Annotated in this window: 7 protein-coding genes; 4 read left to right on the forward strand and 3 right to left on the reverse strand. The window is 73.5% G+C overall.

The window, feature by feature from the left end:
* Positions 1–194: 194 nt before the first annotated feature.
* The gene (locus ABD332_RS33815; protein WP_344506433.1) at positions 195–1,382 is read right to left on the reverse strand and encodes an MFS transporter; all 1,188 of its coding nucleotides are present in this window, start codon (positions 1,380–1,382) and stop codon (positions 195–197) included.
* Positions 1,383–1,490: 108 nt separating this feature from the next.
* Between ABD332_RS33815 and ABD332_RS33820 the strand changes: the two genes are divergently transcribed.
* Positions 1,491–2,333 carry a LysR family transcriptional regulator gene (locus tag ABD332_RS33820; protein WP_344506435.1) on the forward strand — a complete coding sequence of 281 codons (843 nt, stop codon included), beginning with the start codon at positions 1,491–1,493 and terminating at the stop codon, positions 2,331–2,333.
* Positions 2,334–2,396: 63 nt separating this feature from the next.
* Here the strand turns inward: ABD332_RS33820 and ABD332_RS33825 are convergent, their stop codons facing one another.
* Positions 2,397–4,952 carry a DUF1152 domain-containing protein gene (locus ABD332_RS33825; RefSeq protein WP_344506437.1) on the reverse strand — a complete coding sequence of 852 codons (2,556 nt, stop codon included), beginning with the start codon at positions 4,950–4,952 and terminating at the stop codon, positions 2,397–2,399.
* Here ABD332_RS33825 and ABD332_RS33830 point away from each other — a divergent pair.
* Both ABD332_RS33830 and ABD332_RS33835 read left to right on the forward strand, forming a co-directional pair.
* Positions 4,924–5,226 (forward strand): hypothetical protein, encoded by a 303-nt coding sequence (locus ABD332_RS33830; RefSeq protein WP_344506439.1) that lies wholly within the window; start codon positions 4,924–4,926, stop codon positions 5,224–5,226. The genes ABD332_RS33825 and ABD332_RS33830 overlap by 29 nt on opposite strands.
* Before the next feature lie 3 nt (positions 5,227–5,229).
* Positions 5,230–5,502 carry a hypothetical protein gene (locus ABD332_RS33835; protein ID WP_344506441.1) on the forward strand — a complete coding sequence of 91 codons (273 nt, stop codon included), beginning with the start codon at positions 5,230–5,232 and terminating at the stop codon, positions 5,500–5,502.
* A 138-nt stretch (positions 5,503–5,640) separates the two neighbouring features.
* On the opposite strand, the gene ABD332_RS33840 is transcribed toward ABD332_RS33835, so the two are convergent.
* A complete protein-coding gene (locus ABD332_RS33840) occupies positions 5,641–19,395 on the reverse strand; it encodes a hemopexin repeat-containing protein (protein WP_344506443.1) in 13,755 nt (4,584 codons plus the stop codon).
* A gap of 191 nt (positions 19,396–19,586) precedes the next feature.
* On the opposite strand from ABD332_RS33840, the gene ABD332_RS33845 reads away from it, so the two are divergent.
* Complete coding sequence (locus tag ABD332_RS33845; protein WP_344506445.1) at positions 19,587–22,196, forward strand: DUF6493 family protein; 2,610 nt, start codon at positions 19,587–19,589, stop codon at positions 22,194–22,196.
* The last annotated feature ends 25 nt before the right edge of the window (positions 22,197–22,221 follow it).

Below are 22,221 nucleotides of genomic sequence, written 5' to 3' on the forward strand. Positions count from 1 at the left end.
GTTGTCGCACGCTATGCGGCGAGGTGGGCGCGGAGGGCGGCGGCGGCTTCGACCGGGGTCGGGTCGTCACCGGCCAGTTCCAGGGTGCGCCCGGCGAACCTGGCCGGGTCGGCGAACGCGAGGGCCGCGATGTCGGCGATTGCTGCGGGGGCGAGCTGCCGCCAGCGCGCCCGCCGCCGGCGCCGCTGAGCAGGTCAGCGGGGGCCCTGTCCCTGCGGTTCGAGGTCCGGTGCCTCGGCGCGGGCGGGGTCGCTGGGCGGAGACGGCGGGCGGCGGGACAGCAGCCATCCGGTCAGGGCGGCGGCGACGCCGGCCAACCCCGCCGCCGCGAAGCCGCCCGCCGGAGTGGAGAGGTCGACGGCCACGCCGACCACCGGGGAGCCGAGCGCGAAGCCCGCGCTCTGCGCCGAGGACTGCAGACCGGTCGCCTCGCCCCGCGCGCCGGCCGGTGCCAGCCGGCTCACCGTGTCGGCGACCGTGGACAGGGTCGGCGCGGTGAGCAGCCCGGCGCCGACGACGGCCACGCACAGCGAGGGCCAGCCGGAGGCGAGCCCGGCGGGAATCGTCACGAGCCCGAGCAGGCCGAGCAGCAGCCACGTGGGCAGCGGGCGGGGCAGCGCGCCGTAGATCAGCCCGCCGGCGACGGACGCCACGCCGAACACGGCGACGACGCCGGCGGCCCAGGACACCTGGCCCGCTTCCGTGAGCGTGGCGACGATGGCGAGATCGACGCCGCTGAGCAGGGTCGTGGTGCCGACCGCCATGGTCAGCACGGCGATCATGGCGGCGCCCAGCCATTGCCGGCGCGGGGGCCGTCCGGCCGCGGCGGCATCCGCCTCGCCCTCGGCCCGCACCGGCGGATCGAGGGCGGCGATCCCGGCGCCGCCGGCCGCGATCGCGGCGCCGACGCCCCACGCCACCACGTCGGGGGACGTCTGCGCCGCGCAGAGGATCACGACCGACGGGCCCACGATGTACGACAGCTCACCCTGCACGGACTCCAGCGCGAACGCGGCCCTGCGCTGCCCCGCCGTCGTCATCGCGGCGATCGCCTGCCGGGTCACCGACTGGGCCGGCACCATCAGCAGACCCGCCGCGAAGGCGGCGCCCAGCAGGACGCCGTACGGCAGGACCGGCACGCTCATCCAGAACACGACCTGCACGGCGGCGGTGGCCAGCAGCACGACCCGCACGCCCCGCCGGTCGATCATGCGGCCGAGCAGCGGGCCGCCGAGGGCCAGCCCGGCGGTCAGCGCCGCCGCGACCCCACCGGCCGCCGCGTAGCTCAGGTCCAGGCCCAGCACGACGTACAGCGTCAGCGCCATTACGTCGGCGGTGATCGCGGTCCGGGCGAGCAGCGAGATGCCGAGCAACGAGGCCATCCCTGGCACGGCAAGCACCTGCCGGTATCCGGTCACTCACCTGACGCTAGGTCATCCGGTACGCCATAGGAACGCCTCATTCTGTTGGGGCAGGCATAATGGATGCTTATGGCAAGGGATCTCGAAATCGTCTTGCTGCGGTCGTTCGTCACCGCCGTGCGGGCGGGCAGCATCAGCCGCGCCGCCACGGCGCTCGGGCACACCCAGCCCGCGCTCAGCCAGCAGCTGCGCAAGCTGGAGAGCGTGGTCGGCCGCCCGTTGCTGCACCGGTCACCGTCCGGCGTCTCGCCGACCCGGGCGGGCGAGGAGCTGCTGCCGTACGCCGAGCGCATCCTCTCGCTCTCCGCGCAGGCACTCACCGAGACCTCGCGCGCGCTCACCGGCCACTGCGGCGTCGGGCTGCTCGAGGACCTCGCGGCCTCCCAGCTGCCGCAGGCCCTCGCCGACCTCGCCCGGCTGCACCCCGGCGCGACCCTGGAGGTGCTCAGCGTCTCCACGGCCGCGATGCGGGAGGCGTACGACGCGGGCCGCGTCCACCTCGTGCTCGACGAGGTGCCGGACCTTCCCGGGCCGCCCCGCTGGACGGTGCGCCGCCCGCTGGTCTGGGCGGTCGGCCACGGGGTGGACGTCGCCGCCGATCCGCTGCCGGTGGTGCTGTTCTCGAACACGTGCGCGTGGCGCACGTCGGTGGTGGACACGCTGCACCGCACCGGTCGGCGCTGGCGGGTGGCGTTCGAGAGCAACAGCCTGATCGGTGTGCTCGCCGCGCTCCGGGCCGGGCTCGGCGTCGCGGCGCTCATGCCCGCGAACCTCGAGCCTGCCATGGCCTGCCACGACGCGGACGCCCTGCCCACCCTGCCGGACGTCGAGCTCGGTCTCGCACGGCACCCGCGGACCGCAGGCGACCCGCTGATCGATGCCGTGGAGACCGCGCTGCGCCGCACGATCTGACCACCCCGTCGCCCAGGTCGGCGATCTCGAAAAGACGATCACCGACCTGGGCGGCGAGGGCGGTCACACGATCAGGTCGGCGACGGCCCACCGGTCGACGGCGGCGCGCAGCGGTTTGATGAGCGCGGCGGCCGTCTTGTCCGGGGTGAGGTAGTTGTCCTTGAGTGCCGCCGCCGCCAACAACCGCTTGTCCGCCGGCAGGCCGAGCATCTCCTGGTAGCCGTTCTTGAAGTCCTTCGGCAGCAGCAGGCAGTCGTAGAGGACCTTGCAGTTGTCGAGGGCGCCGGACAGCAGCTCGAACTGCGCGTTGGCGGCCATCTTCACCAGGTCGGCCTGCAGCACGACGTGCTTGAGGGTGCTCTCGTCCTCGCCGCGGAGGTTGGGGTTGGTCGTGTCCAGGCCCTTGAGCTTCGGTTCGAGGGCCTCCTTCGACGGGCCGGTCCGCGCCATGATGCGCTTCGTGGTGGCGTCGGCTTCCTTCATCTCCTTGACCCAGCCGTCGATCTTGTTCAGGTCTGCCCCGTCCAGGATCTTGCCGCGCTCGACGAACTTCACGTATGTGCGCATCTTCTGATCCGGTTTGTCCCAGTGGTTCAGGATCTCGCGGACCTCCGACAGCGTGATGACCTCGCCGAACGCCTGGACCTTCAGCGGGTCGGCCATCCGCTCGTTGATCTTCTTCGTCTTGTAGGCCTTGTAGTCGATCGCGTCGCGTTCGTTCAGGCCGTCCAGGACGTAGTAGATCGGCTCCTTCGCCTCGGCGGCCCACCACAGGCCGGCCTTGCACCCGAGAGCGCCCATCCACTTGTCCGGCCGCTTGCCGCTGAGGTCGGCGATCGCGAGCTTCGCCTCGGGCGTCTGCTTGGCGAGGAACGTCAGGTACGCCCTCGCCTGCTCTTGGAACTGCGCCTCGAACGTGCCGGACTCCCGGCCGTAGTACTCCCGCGGCTTCTCCTTGAGGCCCTCCTGCAGCTTCTTGACGCCGGCCTTGAGGCAGTCATTGATGACCTTGTCGGGGTTGGCCAGCAGCGCCGGGTAGCCCCTGGCGTTGAGCGCCTTCTCCACCGCGTCCCAGATCTCGATCATCCGCAGCGGCCGCTGGCCCTCCGCGGACTCGTGCGCGGCCTGGACGTACGGCAGCCGCACGTCCTCGAAGCCCCAGATCGTCCCCGGAGCCTTGTCGAACCCGGTGATGACCTGGCACTCCTTGATCTCCTTCCAGGTCGTGACGATCGTGGTGTCCTTCCGCGCACCAAGGACCTTCAACAGTTCCGCGGCGCCGGCGACCTTCTTGCGCTCGTCCTCCGTCATCTTCTCGGTCGCCGAGATCTTCGGGTCGGCGAGCCGGACGTAGTTGCCGAGCAGGTGCTCCAGCGGCTGGACGAAGCCGCTCCAGACCCCTTCGCGGTTGCGGCCGGAGTCCGACCCGTCGCTGGCGGGCAGCCTCGGGCTGACGCCCTTGTCGATGAGACGGATCATCTCCGGATAGTCCCCGGCGTGCCAGAGCATGTTGTACGCCCGCGCGGCGAGCCCGTCTCCGGGGTCGTTCCACGCCTTGGGCTCGATGTTCGCGATCATCCAGTTCAGGGTGTCCTGGTCGAAGGCCACCGGGTTGCGCCAGTGGCGTTTGAGCAGGTTCGCCGCCACCGCCGGCGCGGCCTCCGGCGGCAGCGCGTCGCGCAGCGCCTTCACGTCGGCCCCGGTGACCTCGACGACCCTCGCGTCCGGCTTCACCCTGGACAGCTTGATCGCGCCGACGAGCAGGTCGGCGAACACGTCCGGCGCTTGCGTCGCCTGGCTCTTCAATGCCGGGCTGGCGAACACGTCGCCGATGAGCGCCTTGTACTTCGGGTGTCCCTCGTCGGAGGGCAGGTACGCGTCGTCCTTCAACCCCTTGATCGCGGCGCGGACGCTGTCGAACTTGCCCGCGACCAGGTCGCCCACGGCCGTGTTGACCAGCTCGGGCTGCCGCAGCTCCGCGGTGCGGGCCGCGTTGTCGAGCTTCGCGGCCTTCTCCGCCATGCCCATGTAGCGGACGACGCGGTAGGTCTGGTCGATCACGTACGAGGCGGTGTGGTACTTACCATCGTCGATCAGTCGCGCGGCCCATTGCTTGCTGGCCGCCAACTCCGGCGCGGAGCTCACGCCGTCCAGCTGCACCCTGACCTGCTGCTCCTCGGTCTTCGGCGAGTCGTCGTCCGCCGCCTTCGGCTCCGGCTCACCGTTGGGGGCCTCGGCGGCACGCTGCCTCGCCTTCTCCTCCGCGACGCTCTTCAACTCCTCCTCGATGTCGAGCTCGTCGTTCTCCGGCAGCGGGCGGACGTTCAGCGCCATCGTGGTCGCGAACGCCTGGACGACCCGGCCCACCAGGTCCTCGTCGGGCGCCTGGCCCTTGTTGCCGAGCAGTGCCTCCGCCTCGCCGCCGATCTTCTTCAGCGCGGCGAGCTCCATGTCGTCGGCGACCGGGGTGCGCAGGCCCTCATGCCACTTCAGGAAGTCCCTGATCACCTCGGCTTGCTCCCGCATGACCTCGCGCGGGTCGCTGACCGGCAGCTCGCCGTGCTTGGTCTTGCCGGGCTCGCCCGTGGCCTTGACCCGCGACGCGAACCCGGTCTTCACCGTCGACTTCGGCGGCGGCGGGCCGGGCGGCGGCGGGGCCGCCGGCGAGGGCTGCTGCGGGGTTGCCGGCGAGGGCTGCTGCGGCGCGGCCACCGGCGGGCCCGCGTCCGCCGGCGTGTCACGCACCGTCGAGGGCTTCGTGGTGCTGCTGACCGGCCGCCACACCGTGACCGGGTTGCGCGTCGAGCTCGTCGGACGGGCCGAGCGCGACGCCTCGGCCTCGCGGATCGTCGGATACCGGTCCGGCAGCCGCGTGGATCGCGGCGGCGTGTAGGCGGTGGACCGCCCGGTCGTCGTCCGCGCCACCGGCCGCCACACCTCGGTCGCCCGCGACGGGGTGGACCGCGTCGGGGTGGACCGCGACGAAGTGGACCGCGACGACGCCGACTGCACGGGCGTCGACCGCACAGGGGTCGACCGCACGGGCGTCGACCGGGACACCGAGGTCGAGGACGAGGCCGCCGGGCGCGGGCGGTACCCGTACGCCGACCGCGAAGACGAAGAGGTCGAGGAGGAGGCCGTGATGGGCGGGCTGTACCAGCCGCTGTAGCCGTAGCTGCCCCCGACCCTGGTGGTCGTGCTCATGCTGGACGTGGTCCGGGGGGTGTACCGGGGCACCGGCTGCTGCCGCCGGCTCGGGTTGTACCCGGACGAGCCCGAACGGTATGGATTGGTCATCGCAGTCTCCTTACTGGACGCGGGCCTGGTAGGTCAGGACGAGCCCGACGTTGCCGAGGTCGGCCTTGTCGCCGTCGAGCGCGAACGCCCACCCCGGCCCGTCGTCGCGGACGGTGAGACCGGGCGTCGGCAGGAGCGTCGCCTCGGTGAGCGTGAGCTTCGGATCGCCGTTGATGACCAGGCGGGCGGGGGTGCCGTTGGTCAGCTCGTACGCGGGCACGATGCCGGTGATCCGGCGGCCGGCCATGTCGGGGAACATTCCGGTGGAGAAGGGCAGCACGAGCCGGGACGCGCCGTTGCCGACGAAGTCCTCCCACTGCTCGGGGAACTCCCGCGCCACGTCGAAGAACCGGGCGGCGGTGAAGGGCTTGAGCATCCCCTTGACCGCCGCGGCGAACGGGTCGCCGCCGTACTCGGCCGTGTACTTCACGGTGACGAGCACGTCGTACACGTCGGGGGCGCGGTGGGCGGAGCGCTCCAGCCGCCACGTCGACACCGCTCCGGTGCCCTCGAACGGCAGGTAACGCTCGTCGTCGTAGCGCAGCTCGAACAGGCCGTTGTTCTCCTTGCCGTAGTCCACCTGGGACAGCGCGATGCGCTGGCTGGCCCGCCAGTCGGCGCGGATCGCGTCCGGCGGGCTGCCCTTCGGGTCGAGCAGGTGCTTGATGGCGGCCGGGTCCGGCGCCAGCACGGTCTTGTTGCTCAGCTGGGTGAGCGTCGCGTTGACACCGACCGGCTGGCCCTCGGCGTCCAGGAAGGTCACCGTCACCGTGCGGATCTGCCGGCGGAAGTGGCCCGGGAAGTCCCGGTCGAAGAGCGCCTCGCTCAGCGCGAAGTCGGCGCTGCCGGCCGTGCGCAGCCGCAGCAGCGCGACCGGGTCGGTGTCCAGCAGCGACACCTGGCGGGTGATCTCCAGTGGCCGCGCGTCGCCGTCGAGCTGCGCCTTGCCCAGCCGCTGCAGGTCCAGCGCGAGGCTCTGCCCGGCGAGCAGGCCGTTGCGCCGGCTCTCCCAGTACGTCGGCCGGATGAACTCGTCGGTCACGCCCTGCTCGAACTGGTAGGCCCGCTCCGCCGCCTTCGCGAGGTCGTAGGCGAGGCTGTACGCCTGGAAGTACATGCCGGACAGTCGCGCGGCCATCCAGCCGTAGAGCTCGGCGTTGGTGAAGCGGTCCTGCAGGAACGTCGCGACGGCGTCGGAGTGCTCCAGCTGCCGCGCCTGGATGTCCGCCTCCCGCCGGGCGATGCTGAGCTGCTGGTCGGCCGCGGCGATGCGGTGCTCCAGCTGCTCCAGATCGTTGCGGGCGGTGGCCAGCTGCAGCGTCCAGTCCTGCGACATCCGCTCGTACTGCGCGGACACCCCGAGGACCTCGCCGATCACCTGGAAGCCCTCGCCGAGGGACTGCAGGATCTGCGCCGTGCTGTCCAGCGAACTGCCGGCCTGGTCGCCGCCGGCCTCCGCGCCCATGATGAACGGGCCCATCTTGATCTGCGGCAGCGCGTGGCTGATGGCGGAGGCGATCTGCAGGACGCTGGAGGACATGTGCATCGTCGCGCCGAGGGACATCGTCGCGATCTGCGCCCGTTCCAGCGCGGTCATGCCCGTGGCGATGAGCGCGTCGTAGTGCGCGGCCCGTTCCTGCGCGCCGACCCGGCCGGCGGTGAGCTCCGCGACGCCCTCCTCGGCGATGCGGACCTGCGCCTCCTTCACCGCGAGGGACATGGTGAGGATGGTGTGCTCCTGCCGGTTCTGCAGCAGGCTCAGCTCCTCCGCGCTGCCGCGTTCCAGGACGCTGAGCAGATCCGAGCCGAGCTGGCCGAGCTTGTCGACGACCTCCTGGGCCCGTCGGTAGACGGCGGCGAACCGGTAGTGCGGCGGCTGGGCGGCGGCGGCCGCGGTCACCTGGTCCAGGCCCGCCCCGGACGCGACGGCCTGCACCAGCGCCATCGGGTCGATCGGCGGCGCGAACAGCGGCAGCGGCCGGCTGATGCCGAGGATGTCCAGCGACTGCCGGATCTTGTGCAGCCGGTCCTCGACCCGGGTCCAGTAGTCGAGGAAGACGCTGTTCTCGGGGATGGAGAAGTACGCGTCGCCGACGCCCGCGTGCACCTCGCCGGGGCCGTCGAGCATCACGCCGCCACGGCTGAAGTAGCCGGTCAGGTCCGCGGTGCCGAGCTCGGCCAGGCTCTTGCCCTGCGGCAGGAGCCGGACGCCGAGCCGTTCGGGGCGCTCGCCGAGCAGGTCGTAGGCGAGCACGTACAGCATCCGCGCCTCGTCGACGCTCTCCGGGGTGTACTGCCGGAACAGCATGTCCGCCCAGTCGAGCAGGTTGTCGACGTAGCCCATGACGACGGCGCGGCGGTAGGCGACCGGGCGCAGCGCGGCGATCGCGTGCGGGTCGAACGGGTCCTCCCGGTAGGCCTTGAGCAGGTCCTCCTCGTCGCCGTTGGCCTCGAACAGGGCGCCGAGGTCGGCGGCGATGAGAGTCCGCTCCTCCAGCGCCGCGACCGCGGCGCGCTGCGCGGCCGTCGGCGTGCCGGCGAGCAGCGCCGCCAGCGTGCCGGCGATCCGCTTGTGCGTCCCGGCCGCCTTGACGGTGCCGAGCGCGGCGAGCTCCTGCGCGGTCCGCGGGTCCCGGTGCTCGGCAACCGCCGGCGCCAGGGTCCGCAGCGCGGTCACGACCGGTGCGAGCGCGGGCCCGAGCTTCGTCGACGTCGGCGACGGTGCGAGGGTACCGACGTCCAGGCCGGTGCTGCCGGTCGCGGCGAACTCGGCGGTCAGGCTGTCGGCCAGCGCCGCCGGGTCGATGGTCAGGAACGGCAGGAACCGCCAGTAGGACGTCGGGTGGGTCGGGTCGAAGATGTACTCGTACCAGCGGCGGGCGTCCTCGAAGCGCTGCGCGCCGTTGAGGGCGTTCGCGATGAGCAGCGGCGCGTGGAAGAAGATCTCCCAGTAGTAGAGGCCGTTGGCGCTGCGGAAGTCCAGGTGCGAGCCGGACGGCAGCCGGTCGGGGTCGACCAGCTCCGCCTTGACCCGGATCGCCTTGACGTCGAGCGGGTCGGTGCTGAACGCGACCTCGTCCGTCTCCTGGGTGCTCAGGTCGAGCAGCGCCGGCATCCCGCCGGACAGCAGCTTGCGGTTCAGGTCCGAGGCGGTGCCGGTGGTCAGCCGCACGATCTCGAACGGCAGCGCGGTGCGTTCGTACGGGCGCGGCGGCTCGAGGGTCTGGTCGTGCAGCAGGTACGTGTCGCCGACGAACAGGTACAGCCCGGTCGAGGAGGTCAGCGCGGAGTCGAACGCCGGCAGCTCGCCCCACGCGCCGGCGACCGGCCGGAAGCCCGGCATCTTCGACGGCTCCTGCGTGGCCGGCATCTTCGTGTACAGCGGGCCGCTGAACACGTACAGGTCGGCGCCGCGCCGCAGGACGGTGTCGACGGGCACCGCCAGCGGCTTCGGGTAGCCGTCGTCGATGCACTCCGGGACGGTGTTGTCGGCGTTCAGCGTGTACCGCACGTACTCGCCGGCGCGGGTGAGGTACAGCTTGCCGCCGCCGACCCATGCCGCGTCGACGATCTGGGACGTGGCGATCGCGCTGGGCGCGGCGTAGGTCGCGCGGTACGTTCGCGCGCCGGCGGCCGGCACCTCGGCGTAGCGGTGGTCGGTGTTGTCGAAGTAGTACGCGGTGCCGTTGCGCCACACCGCCGCGTCGACGCGGACGTCGGTGGGGATCCTGTCGGGGTTGCCGGCGATCGGGCGCGGGTAGTCCTTGTCCGGCGCGTCGAACCAGTTGCCCTTGTTCGGCTTCTTGGTGTGGTCCAGGCGCGCGTACCGGTCGCCGGCGAACAGGAACACGTAGGTGTCGGTGACCATGACGGCGTCCAGGCCGCCGAGGTGCTTGCGGACCCAGTGGTCCTTCCAGCTCGCCGGGGTGCCGAGCTTTCCGTCGGTGACGGTGACGACCTGCTCCAGCGCCTGGTTGAGGAACACCTCGACGTTGCCGGGCAGGGTGAACGCGACGTCGACCCGGTCCCACTGCGGCAGCGTCTCGGTGTTGCCGAGGATCGCCCGCGGGTACCCCTTGTCGATCTTGCCGAACGGGGTGCCGGTGAACCGCACGTACTGGCTGCCGGAGAACACGAACGTGTGCTCGCCGCGGACGAGGACCGCGTCGACGGCACTGTTCGCGGCCGGCAGCACGGTGCGGGGCAGCCCCCACTGCTCACCGATCGGCACCGCCCCCGGGATCCGCCCGGCCGGCGGGACGACCACGGACCGGTTACGGGCGGTGGAGAAGAACAGTTGCGTGCCGGGGGTGGTGGCCGTGCCGCCGGGCAGTTCGACGGCGGCGTCGACCGCGCTCCAGCTCGGGAAGCGCACCCCGGTGGTGCTCAGCTTCACCGGGACCACGGTGACCTGCTCGATCGTCACCGGCCGGCACAGGAAGCTGCCGCCCTTGTGGTCGACGCTGAACCACGGCCACGACTCGGCGCCGGTCGGCGCGTCGAAGCGCACCACGTCGGCCGGCTGGACCTGGTCGAGGAAGATCTGCGCGACCCGGTCGGCGGTGGCGGCCTTGGCGGCCGCGGCGGCGGCCACCGCGGTGGCGAGCTCAGCGAGGGCCGCGTCGGTGTCCTCTTCGGCGCCGGCCGTGGCGGGCCCCGCCGGCAGCGGGAGACCCGCGGCGGCGGCAGCGGCGGCCATGATGGACGCGATGATCGACGCCGCGACCTCGGCCGGGGTCGTGCCGGTGCCGGCGACCGCCTTGGGCGGCACCGGGATCCGCTCCGCGTACAGCTCGGGGTTGAGCTCGTACAGCACCGCGGCCGGCTTCGGCTCCGGCGGCGTCTCCGCACCCGCGGGGGTCGGCGGGGTGGCCGTGTACGTGCACGACACGACGACCGACATCCTGCCCGTGTCGGGCTTGATCCGCGGCAGCACCAGCAGCTGCACGTCGCCGATCGTCCCGGCCTCCGCGGGACCGGTGCCGAGCTCCTGGGCCGGCACCCACTCCCCGTTGAGGTTCTGGAACGAGTAGGCGATCCGGACCCGGGTCGACTTCGCCGACGCCGTCACGTGCTGCTCCGCGCCGTCGCTGCGGGCGACGACGGTGCCGCTGGCCGGGTCGTCGTCGGCGACGGGCTCGACGACGGTCCAGAAGACGAAGACGCGGCCGAACGCGTGGACGGGGTGCACCAGGTCGGCGTCGATGCGCACGCCGACCGGCTGCCACGGCTCCCACGTCGCGGACAGCTTCTCCCGGCTGCCGAACTCGGCCCGCCGGAAGTAGTAGCGGCGCGGGTCGGTCTTCGTCCGGCCGAACAGCACCAGCCGGCGCGGCCCGTCCGGCAGCTGGTCCTTGGTGTAGACGTAGCCGCCGGCGATCGTGAGCCGGGACACCTCGGTGTACTCGTCGAGGTAGCGCTTGTACGCCCGCTCGACGCCCTGCGCGGTGATCTCGCCCTGCAGCAGGTCCCGTTCCAGGGCCTCGAACGCGGGGGTTTTCGTGTCGCGCAGCTCGGGGCGCAGGTAGTTCTCCGGGTACAGGAAGACCTTGCGGTTGGCCTCCCACACCCGGTAGTTGCGCATCCACGTCCACCACTGCTTGACCCGCAGCCGCTGCTCCTCCCCGCCATCGGCGGGTTCCAGGTTCAGCAGGTAGCGGTGCACGTACAGCTGCACGGCGGCGATCGCCTCCCGCACCCGCGACGTCATGCCCTTCTCCCCCATCTCGACGTCGATGAGGTAGCGCTCGAACAGGTCGCGGGCGGTCCGCGGGTGTGCGGCGGGGCCGGGGTCACGGGCGAGGACGGCGCCGACGAGCGCGTCGCGCAGCGCCAGGTTCAGCTCGTCGTGCAGCGTGCGGGCCAGCGCCGGCCACCGGTCGGCGCCCACCTCGCGGGCCAGGAGCAGGGTCAGGGCCGCGGCCGCGGCGTCGAGCGCGGCGTCGGCGGGCCGGCCCGCGGCCGGGTGCAGCCTTGTCCACACGTCGGCGCGCAGCTTCGACGGCCCGGCGCCGAGCGGCCCGGCGAACCCGAACAGCTCCACCAGCTCGAGGAGGAACTCGAGCTCGAACCGGTCCTCGTCGTCCGCGCCGTCGGTAAGGAACCGGCTGTTGCGCCGGCACCAGCGCAGCTCGTCGACGTCCCAGCCGAACAGGTCGGCGACGGAGCGGTAGAGGTCGGTGCTCGGGCGGGCCGCCGGGGCGAGCGCGGCGGCGAGGTCGACGCCACCGGCGCGGTGGGTGCGGACCAGCGCGGCGAAGCGGGTCACGGTCCGCAGGTCGCCGAGCCGGTAGTCGGCGACGTCGGCCCAACGGTCCGCGAACGCCTGCGGGAGCGCCTGCCCGCCGGCGTGGCGCACGTACCGCCCGCCGCTGCACAGGTAGGTGTGCCCGCGCAGCGTGAATGCGCCGTCGATGGTCGCCTCGAAGTCCGTGGGCAGCGCGCCCCACGCGTCGTGGACCAGCCGCGGGTAGCCGTCGTCCACGGTGGCGTACGCGGTGGCGGCGGGCACCGGCTCCCCTTCGGCGGGCACCGGCGGCAGCGCGTAACGCACGTACTGGCCGCCGGCGAACGCGAACAGCTCGCCGCCCGGCGCGACGAACGCGGCGCGCGGGCCGCCGGCGGCGGTGAGGTCGTTGCGGACCGCGCCCCACGCGCCGGCGATCGGGGTCACCTCGGCGGTGCCGTCCCGGAACCGCAGGCTCTGCCCGCCGCCCGCGAACAGGTAGGTCCAGCCGTCGGGGGCGCGCATCGCCGCGTCGATCCCGGTGTGGAACTCCTCCGGCAGGCGCTCGACGTCCAGCTCCTCTGCGAGCGACCCGGCGATGGTGCGCGGGTAGCCGTCGTCGACGCGGGTGTAGTCGGCGCCGGTGTAGCGCACGTACTGGTCGCCGGAGAACAGGTACGTGTACCCGGCGGTGACGAGCGCCGCGTCGACCCGCCGCCGGTCGGCGATCGTGTTGCGCACCTGCCCGAGCCCGCTGATGTCATAGACGGCGGCGGGCGCTGCGGAGACGACGTGGCAGGTCCGGCCGGCGAACAGGTACGTGTTGCGGCCGCCGGCCACGACCGCGTCGAGCACGGCGTGCCCGCCGGTGCCGATCCGCTCGACCAGCTCGTCCTCGACGGCCGCCGGCAGGCCCGCGAACGGCTCCTCGGTGCTCAGGTTGCCGGCGATCAGCCTCGGGTAGCCCGGGTCGACCCAGCGGTAGTCGGAGGTGGAGTAGCGCACGTACTGCGAGCCGGCGAACAGGTACGTCACGGCGCCACTCACGGCACTCTGGTGGACGAAGGCGGCGTCGACGCCGCTGCCGTTCAGGAACGTGTTGCGGGTGCGGCCCCAGCGGTCCTGGATCGGCTGCCGCGGGGTGAACGCGCGGCCCTGGTAGCGGGCGAACTCGTGGGCGAAGAAGAAGTACGTCGCGCCGTCGCGGCCGGTGAACGCGGTCGTGAGCTCCTCGACGTCGCCGATGCCGCGCCAGATGCGGTCCAGCGGCCGCGGCGCGGACCAGACGCGGTCGACCTCGTCGTACTGCACGACGGTGCCGCCGGTCAGGAGCAGCGTGGCGTCGCCGGTGAACAGGACCGCGTCCGGTGCGGTGAACCCGGCCGGCCGGTACGCCTGCGGTACACCCCAGAACTCGGCGTCGACGAAGCGGGGTTCGGCGTCGTCGGGCTGGTCGTACTCCTTGCCGGAGTACGTGACCAGGCGCATCAGGCCGGTGCTGTCCGGCGGCTCGAACAGGTGGGTGACGCCGTCGCGGACGTAGGCGAGGGCGACGCGCCGCAGCCCGGCGAAGTGCTCCGCGATCGGCAGCGGGCCGGCCGTGACCTCCGCCTCCAGGTAGTCGGGGCCGTCGTACACGACGAACTGGTCGCCGCTGAACACGTAGGTCTTGCCGTTGGCGGCGACGAACGCCGTGTCGACGGCGTTGTCGTGGTAGATCGTGTTCCGCGGCCGGCCCCACTCCTCGGCCAGCGGGTAGGCCCGGTCGAGGGTGGTGTTGTAGCAGGTCGCGCCCTTGAACAGGTAGGTGGTGCCGTCGGTGCCGGCGAGGACCGCGTCGAGCCCGGTCCGGTACTCGGCGGGCACGGTCCGCAGCCCGCGCGGCAACGCCGGCTCCGACGCGACGGTGGTGCCCTCCAGGGAGCTGTAGCGGTGCCAGCCCTCCGGGTGCTCCAGGTAGACCGTGCCGTCCTCGACGAGCGCACAGGCGACATCGGCGCGGGCGACGTCGGTGAGGCGGCGGTGGACGTCGAGGGAGACGACGTGGCAGTCGCGGCCGCTGTACAGGTAGACGTTGCCGCGGTCGGCGAAGGCGGCGTCGACCCGCGTGAGGTCGGCGGCGAGGTGCTCGAAGCCGGGCTCCTCGCGCAGCGCGGCGAGTTGCCGCGGGTATCCGAGGTCGACGGTCGCCGGCCGGGTGCCGCCGGCGGTGTCGGTGTAGCGGACGTACTGGCCGCCGGAGAACAGGTACGTGCGCCGCACCATGCGCCCGTCCACGGGCAGGTCCGGGGTGTCGAGGGAGCCGTCGGTGAGCGGCGCCTCAGCGGTCGGGTCGTCGGTGGCGGGGCGCTGCACGACGAGCGCCGCGTCGACCCGCCCGGTCCGGGCGATCGTGTTGGCGACGGTCCCCCACATCGACGTGATCCGCGCCGGGAACCGGTCGTCGACGCGGGTGTACGTGTCGGTGTAGCGCACGTACTGCGGGCCGCTGAACACGTACGTGCGCCCATCGGCGCCGACGAACGCCGCGTCGACGTGCCCGAACGGCAGGCTGTCCCAGCCGTCGGCGATCGGCCTCGGCGCCGACCACCAGCGGCGCTTGGCGTCGAAGACCACGAACTGGCCGCCGGCGAAGAGGTGGATGCGCCCGTCGGCGGCGGTGAAGACCGCGTCGACACGGGCGAACGGGGCCTCCGCTTCGCCGCCGATCAGGTCGTCGGGCAGGTTCCACCAGTTCTCGGTCATCGGCCGCGGGTAGCCGGCGTCGGGGGTGGTGTAGTCGCGGGTCGAGTACTTCACGAAGAACGTCCGCGGGCGGACCTCCTCCCAGTACGGGCGCGACGGGTCCTCGCTGTCGGGCGTGACGTGCACCTGCAGGCGCCGCCCGGCCTTGCGCAGGGTGAGGCTCAGCCCGTCGGTGGCGGTCAGCCGCCACTGCGCGCCGGCGGCGGTCTCCGCGTTGGTCACCGGCACGTCGGAGGCGACGGCGATGCCGTGCTCGGCGAGCCGGTCACGCAGCGCGCCCGGCAGCTGGCCCTCATCCAGGTCGGCGCGGTGCACGGGGGCGAGCCGGTCCCGGGACCACGCGGTCCGCGGGCCTTCGTCCAGCGGCAGGTCGAACAGCTTCCCGCCGGTGCCGAAGACGTACGTGGCGCCGTCCATGACGAACGCGGCATCGACCCGGCACAGGCCGCCCCAGTCGTCGGGGATCGCGCGGGGGTGCCCGGGGTCGACCGTGGTGTAGTCGGCGCCGGTGTACCGCAGGTACTGGCCGCCGCTGAACAGGTAGGTCCGGCCGTCGAGGCCGAGGAGGGCGGCGTCGACGGTGCCGCTGGGCAGGACCGGGCCGAGCACGCCCCAGCGCTGCGCGGTCGGCACGACGCTCGCGTCGGGTGCGCCGACCGCGGCCGTCTTGCCGTTGCGGAAGAGGTGGACGACGCCGCCCGGCTCGGCGAGCGCGGCATCGATGCCGGGCTCGAACACCGCCGGGACGGCGTTGTCGAAGTCGGCGGCGATCCGGCGCGGGTAGCCGTCGTCGACGCGCAGGCCTTCGTTCTCGACGCTGTCGCTGTGCCGCACGACCTGGTCGCCGGAGAACACGTACAGCGCGGAGCCGTCGACGTACGCGGCGTCGACCCGGTCCGCGGTCGCGAGGTTGTTGACGACGGTCCCCCACGCGCCGGCGATCGGCCGCTCCGCGGCGGAGCGGTCGGCCGGGCCGCCCAACGCGACGAACTGGTCGCCGGAGAACAGGTACGTGACGCCGTCGTGGCCGAGGAACGCCGCGTCCAGCGCCGAACGGAACCTCGGCGGCAGCGGCGCGTCGCCGGGCCGGCGCTGCTCGCCCTCCCACCACTCGCCGAGCCGGCGCGGGTAGCCCTCGTCCACGGCGGCGTAGCCGGGGCCGGAGTAGCGCACGTACTGGTCGCCGCGGAACAGGTACGTGCGGCCCTCCTCGTCGACGAACGCCGCGTCGATGCGGGTGCCGTCGCTGAACGCGTTGCGGACCGTGCCCCACGCCTGGGTCCGCGGCGTCCACCGGGTGTGCTCCAGCGGCCGGACGAACGTGCGGGAGGTGCCGGCGTCGTCGCGGCCGACGATCCACGCGGTGCCGTCGGCGTCGGTGAACGCCGCGTCGACGGAGGCGAGCCCGCCGAAGCGGTCCGACAGCTCGGTCAGTGCCCGCGGCCGCGGGTCGGCCGGGGTGTCCGCGCCCGGCTCGTACCGCCAGAAGCCGCGCCCGCGGAACAGGTACACGTCGCCGTCGGGGCTCTCCAGCAGCGCGTCGATGCGGTCGACGCCGGGCGGCAGGGTCAGCGGTTCGGCGAACTTGCCGGTCAGGTCCTGGTCCTGGAAGGCGACGGCGACCTCGTCGGCGCCGAGCCCGAGCCGCGCGGCGAGCGCGGCGAAGCCGCGGATGCGGCGCACCGCGCGGCGCACGTCCGGGTCCACCGCGGCTGCGAACGGGTCGCCCAGGGCGGGCGCGACGAGCAGGTCGAGGGTCTCGGCGGTGCCGCCGACGACCGCGGCGCAGATCGCCTCGGCGGTCGCGGCGGGGACGCCGAGCGCGTCCTGCAGGGTCGCGAACACCGCCGCGCGCTGGGCCGCCTCGCGGGCGGTGAGCACCGCGACGACCTCGTCGGTGGCGGCGTCGACGGCCACGGCAACGGCGTGCAGCAGGAAGAACACGTCGCGGCTGTAGTCGGTGAGGCCCGGCAGCGCGAAGTCCAGCGCGTGGTGGACGTGCCCGAACCAGTTCAGCCGGTCGGCGGGCACGGTCAGCCCGGGCGTGAGGTCGCCCGCCTCCACGAGCACCCGCAGCAGGTCGTCGCGTTCCTGGACGGTGAACCCGAGCGCGTCGACGGCGGCGACGTCCACCCGGAACGGCGCGGCGTCGCGGATGGCCTCGACGAGGCGCTGCAGCACGAGCAGGTTCTCCGCCTCGGTGAACCCGGCGAGGGTGAGCACGGCCGCCGGGTCGGTCAGGCCGGGCACGGCGTCGTCCGGGATCCGCCCGTCGACGAGCAGCCCGGCGTCGAGCACACCCGCGACGCGCTGCGCGGCGGCGTCGTCGCCGAGGTCGCGGAAGTCGTCGGGGGTCAGGGTGTTCATCGCCGTCAGCGCGGCCGTCAGCTGGCCCTGGATCGCGTCGAGGATCTGCCGCCGGTACGGGTGGAACGCCACATCCAGGGTGAGCTCGGGCAGGGTCAGGCCGAGCGCGGCGACCGGGTCGGTGTAGGCGCCCTCGTCGTCGAGGTAGCCGTTGAACCGCAGGCTCTCCAGGAGCGCGGCCCGCTGCTGGTCGGTCAGCGGCACGTCGGCGAACACCGCCGGGTCGAGGGTGATCCAGGCGGCCGGGAACCGGTCGGCGACCTCGAGGAGGCGCTCGTACACGGGCCAGACCAGGTCGGCGAGGTCGGCGTCCACCGGGTCCACGTCGTCGTCGGACTCCAGGATCCGGCCCTCAGCGTCGATCCGCCCGTTGAAGACCAGGTTGTCGTACAGCTCCGCCTGCTCGGCGGCGGTCAGCTCCGAGTACCTGGCGAGGTCGGACGGGTAGAACGCGGCGGGCTCGTCCTCGCCAGCACGGTCCACCGCCGCGGCGAGGTCGGCGGCGATCGCGTCGCGGTACGCGCCGAATTCCCCGGTGAGCCACAGCTCCTCCGGTGTCTCGGGGAGCGTGGCGGCGTCGAGGGTGCCGGACGGGTCGAGGTACCCGCGCAGGACCAGGTTCGTGTGGATCTTCGTGGCGAACCGTTCGTCGAGACCGATGCCGCGGAAGTCGTCGGCGGTCACCCGGCCGAGGTCGGTGACGGCCGCGTAGGCGGCATCCCGGACGCCCGGCGTGAGGCGCAGCACCGGCGAGCCGACGTCCTCGGCTCCGGCCACGACGTCGTGGATCACCTGTGCCGCGCGCGGCCCGAAGCGGGCCGAGCGGAACGCGTCCGGGGTGAGCTGGACGGTCTCGAACTGCGCGCGCAGGGCGTCGAGCAGGGCGGCGCGCTCCTCGTCGGCGGCCGGGCCACGCCGCTCGGGGCCGACGCCGAGGACCTCGAGCAGCCCACGGCTGTCCAGGCCGGTCGCCTGCGCCCAGCGCACCACGCCGAGCAGGGTCTGCAGCAGCCACAGCCCGGCCTCGACGTCCGTGCCGGCCAGGATGTCGTACACGTCGGCGGAAACGGGCTCGGCGGGGCTCAGCAGGACCGGGAAGGCTGGGTGGCGGCGCAGCGACGGGTCGCTCTGCAGCGCGTCCAGGATGTCGAACAGCTCCTCGGCGGTCACGTCCAGCGCGGTGGTCAGCTGCCCGACCCGGTACAGCAGGGTCAGCGCGCCGACGCCGGCACGGCCTCGGTCCAGCGGGCCGGACACACCGTCGGCCGACCGGTCCCGGTAGCGGGTGACGATCGTCTGCACGTCGGCGTCGGCGACCCCGGTCCGCTGCCGGTACGTCGGCTTCTTCTCCAGCAGGTCGTGCGGGGCGGCGAGCTCCGGCAGGCCCGCGTAGGCGGCGGGCAGGTGCGCGGCGCCGCGCAGCACGGTGCGTTCGGTGGCGACGAACGGCACGTTGAAGACGCGGTTGAACAGGTCCAGCGGGGTGTCGCCGTCACCGACGCCGAGCGCGTTCACCGGCGCGACGAGCGCGACGACGACGTCCAGCGGCAGGTCGTAGCCCTGCTGCAGGAAGCGCAGGGTGGCGATGCGGCGCAGCGCGGTCGCGTCAAGGGTGTTGCCGCAGCAGGACCGCAGCACCAGGTCGAGGTCCTGGAACCGCAGGCCGGCGCGCCGGGCCAGCCGGACGAACCGGTTGACGCGCTCGAACCAGGCGACGGGGACGGGCTTGCTGCCGGCGCGGACCAGCCGGCGCTCGTCGGTGTCGAGGGTGACGACCTCGTCGTCATGGTGGATGAAGCACCGGTTGGCCTCCCCGCGTTCCGCCTCGGCGAGGTCGCCGTGCAGCATGGCGAGGAGTTCCTCGTGGGTCAGGCCGACGGCTTGGCGGAACCGGTCGACGGCGGCCAGGTCGGTGAACGTCTCGCCGTCGCGCAGCCCGTAGCATTCCCGCAGCGCGGCGTCGTCCAGCACGGTGGAGTACAGGTCGGCCTCGTCCTGGTTGAGTCCCAGGTACTCGCGGACGACGACGTCGGGCTGCTCGTCCACCGCGAACCGGCGGTACAGCTCCAGCGGGGTGGTGCCGAGGTGGTGCAGGAGCCGCCGCAGCCGCTCGTGCCGCAGCGAGAACGGCAGCCCGAACGGGTGGCGCAGCCCGGCGAGCGCGTCGTGGGCGCCGCCGTCGGGGTCGAGCTCGTCGGCGAGGATCCCGTTGACGATGTCGAGGTACGGCACCTCCGTGTAGCTGTTCGCGCCGTCGAGCCGCACGTCGCGCAGGTCCGGCCGCCGCCCTGGCAGGTCGCTGCCGGTGAGGAGCTGCAGCAGGTCGGCGAGGTACGCGGCCGGCGAGTACACGGACCGCGACGCATCGCTGCCGCGGAAGTCCAGATCTCCGAACAGCTTCTGGTAGTCGGGCAGGGACGGATGCATTGCGCTCCTCCTCCGATGGGCAATCAGCGGTCGAAAGACGGGCGCGCGGCAGCGTCAGATACGGCGAGTCGGTTTCCCGTCACAGGCCGCTTCCGGACCTGACAAGGCCGAGGGCGATGAGGTATTGGAAGGACGTTCTCCCGGCCGGCCACCGGACGCGATCGTCACGGCGGGCGGCTACCCTGCGTGCTGTGGCGACGCTGACCGAACTCCTGACGCTCGACGACGGGGTCCTGCTCGACCGGGTGTGTGCGTTCACCGCGGACGAGCGGGCGGCGCTGCACCGGCCGGTGCAGCGCGCCTGGGAGCGGTACGCGTGGCGGGACGCGATCGACGGGCGCGAGGATCGGTACACGCCCGAGGAGGGACGGCGGCTGGAGCTGATCCTCATGGCCGCGGCGCCCGCCGACGGGTTGTACTGGCCCCGGGACGACCAGCAGATGCGGATCGCCCGCGCGCGGGGCGGCCGGTTCGTGCACGCGCTCGCCCGGCACGCGATGCGCACGATGGCGACCGCGGACTTCGGCCCGGACTTCCACGTCATCCGCGCGGCGGAACGCGACGGCCTCATCACGCTGGACGCCGACGACGACTATGTGCTGGCGATGGTCGGCCACTTCGGTGGGCGGTACACCGCCGGCGCGCGCCGGGCGGATCGGCTGCGGGCCGACCCGGATCTGCTGGCCCGGGCCTTCTGGCGGATCTTCGAGATCGAGGGCAACCGGCAGGTGAGCCTGGCCAACGTCGACAAGTACGGTGGCCGGTCCGTGCAGACGTGGCACGACACGGTCCTCGACCTGCTGTCGGACGCCACCATCGACCGCGCGCGGGTGCTGGACGCGACCGTCGCCGCGCTCGGGCTCGGGTTCCCGCAGTACCGCGCCGGCTGGTACTCGCGCCTGCATGCCGCGCTGGCGCCGTCCGTCGAGGAACTCGCCGCCCGCCAGGCCGGCTACGTGACGCTGCTGCGCAGCTCCGTCGGGCCGACCGCCGCGCTCGCCGTCGACGCCCTCACCGCCGCGCAGAAGGCGGGTCGGCTCGACCACGACGGCGCCGCGCTCGCCGACGGGCTCGGCGCCGCGGTCCTCGCACCGGCGAAATCCACCGCGACGAAGGCGCTCGCCCTCGCGGCGCGGGTCGGCGACGGGCAGTCGTCCGTCATCGTCGCCGCGCTCGGCCATCCGCACCCCGACGTCCAGGCGGCCGCCGTCCAGCAGTTGCGGCTGCGTGGTGAGCCAGGGCCGGTCCTGTCCGCGTTGCCGGCGCTGGCGCCCGCGGTCGCGGCCGAGGCCCGCGGCTGGCTCGGCGCGGATGCGCCGCCCACGGTCACGGCACCGGTCGCCCCGCCCGAGGTCGCCGCGCCGGTACTGGAAGCGGTGGCGCCGATCACGGACCCGGCGGAGCTGGCCGAGGCGTTCGCCATCCTGCTGGCCGACCCGACCGACGCCGAGCTGCTCGAACGCGCCCTCTGCGCGGCCGCCCGGCTCGGCCCGGACCCCGGCGAGTACGCCGGCCTGGCCCGCCGGGCGGCCCGCCTGCTGCGCGACGGCCCCGCGTACGAGTGGGACCTGCTCCTGGACGTCGTCGCCGGACTGGTGCTCGCCGCCGCCCACGCGAAGCCGGTACGCAAGCTGCCGTCGCTACCGCCGCAGGTGCAGCTGCTCGCCGGGCGGGTGGCCGCCGTGGAGTCGGCCTTGCGCGCCGGGCGCCGGTTCGCCCCGTGCGCGGAGCCGACCCATGCCGGCGGCTGGATCGCGCCGGACGTGCTCATCCAGCGGCTCACCACCGGCGCCGAGCCGGATTCGCTGGACCTGGTCGCCGCGCTCCTGCGGCTCGGGCCCGACCCGGCCGGCGCGTCCGCGGCGGTCCGCGACGCGGCGGCCGCGGTGCCCGGCACCGCCGGCACCGCCCTCCGGTACGCCCTCGGCGGGCCGCCGCCGGAGCCGCTCAGCCGCTCGGACCGTCCACTATGGATCGCCGCGGCCCGGGCGCGCGCACCGCGCGGCGACGACGCGCCGCTGATCGGCCGCGGACCCGGCTTCGACGCGCCCGGTGCGGGACGGGCACCCGCGTGGCAGGTGTCGTTCGATCCCGAATGGTCCTCCTACCGGCCCATCCGGGTCGGCGCGCTCGGACCGCCCGCTTCGCCGGAACCCCCCGATCCGGCGCTGCCGACCGTGGCGCTCGCCTACGCGGGACCGTTCGACCGGTCGCCCGGCGGGCCGTGGCACCCGTGGCTGGCGTCGATGTGGCCCGGCAACATCGAACCGCTCCTGGCCCTGGCGCTCCAGCACCAGCTCGCGTCCCTCGACGGCACCGTCGACGGCGGCGTCTCGGCCCACGCCATGCACCTGCTCGACCGCACGGTCGCCGAGCTGCCGCCACTGAGCCCGTACGTCGTCGCGGCCGGGCTGGGAGGCGCCGGCCTCAGCGACCGCACCGCCGCCGTCGACACCGCCGCGGCGCTGCTGCCCCACCGGATGGACCCGGCGGCGGTGGCATCCGCGATGGCGACGCTGGCTCCCGCGGTGCCGCTGCACCGGTGGGCCGACGCGTTGGGCGACCTGTCCCTGGCCGGACACGGCGCACAGGTCCGGGCGGTGCTGACCGCCCTGCTGCCGTCCCTCGACCGGACCGGCCGTGGCCTGCACACCCTGGTGGAGCTCCTCCGCGACGAACACCTGCGCGCCGGCGTGCCGGTCACCGATCCCGCCCTGCGGCAATGGCTGCTCGCAACCACCGGCAAGTCGAAGACCGCCGCCGCCGCGCGATCCCTTCTCAGCCACCTGAACCCCGGCTGACCCCGCCGGACGGTGCCGGCGGGGT

It is taken from the genome of Dactylosporangium maewongense (assembly GCF_039531485.1).
Lineage (GTDB): Bacteria > Actinomycetota > Actinomycetes > Mycobacteriales > Micromonosporaceae > Dactylosporangium > Dactylosporangium maewongense.